This is a genomic window from Pseudomonas sp. P20 (assembly GCF_016463925.1).
In the GTDB taxonomy this organism is placed as follows: domain Bacteria; phylum Pseudomonadota; class Gammaproteobacteria; order Pseudomonadales; family Pseudomonadaceae; genus Pseudomonas; species Pseudomonas aeruginosa.
On sequence record NZ_JAEMVM010000135.1, the window covers coordinates 1 to 576 of the forward strand.

1 protein-coding gene is annotated in these 576 nt (G+C 66.1%); it reads left to right on the forward strand.

The features are described from left to right. Positions 1–576, forward strand: a 576-nt coding sequence (locus JHD77_RS33400; protein ID WP_199506589.1) for an ATPase, T2SS/T4P/T4SS family, incomplete at both ends; no start/stop codon positions are given.

The following is a 576-nucleotide window of genomic DNA, read 5'->3' on the forward strand; positions in this document are numbered from 1 at the left end:
AGGCCTGGGCCGCAGGCATCGCCAACGGCATGCGCCTGGATCCGGACTACATGATGATCGGCGAAGTGCGCGACCTCTTCGCCGCTGTCGCCGCCTTCCGTGGCGCGATGACCGGGCACGGCCTGTGGTCGACCCTGCACACCAATAGCGCGATCGGCATTGTCCAGCGCCTGAAGGACCTGGGCGTCGACCCCGGCTTGCTGTTCGATCCGGCCCTGCTGACCGGCCTGATCAACCAGAGCCTGCTGCCTAAGCTCTGCCCCCACTGCAAAGTGCGCTTCCAAGACCACCAAGACCAGCTCGCGCTCGACCTGGTCGAACGGGTCCAGCGCTTGACCGATGTTTCCCAGGTGTACGTCAAGGGGCCTGGCTGCCAGGCCTGCCGTGGCTCCGGGGTCAACGGCCGCTCGATCGTCGCCGAGGTGGTGCTGCCCACCCTCGCCTTCATGCGTGTGTTCGCCAAAGGCGGCCCAGCCGAGGCACGCAACTACTGGGTCAAGACCATGCAGGGCATCACCAAGCACGCCCACGCCATCCGCCGCATCAACGAGGGTATGTTCGACCCGCAGATGGTCG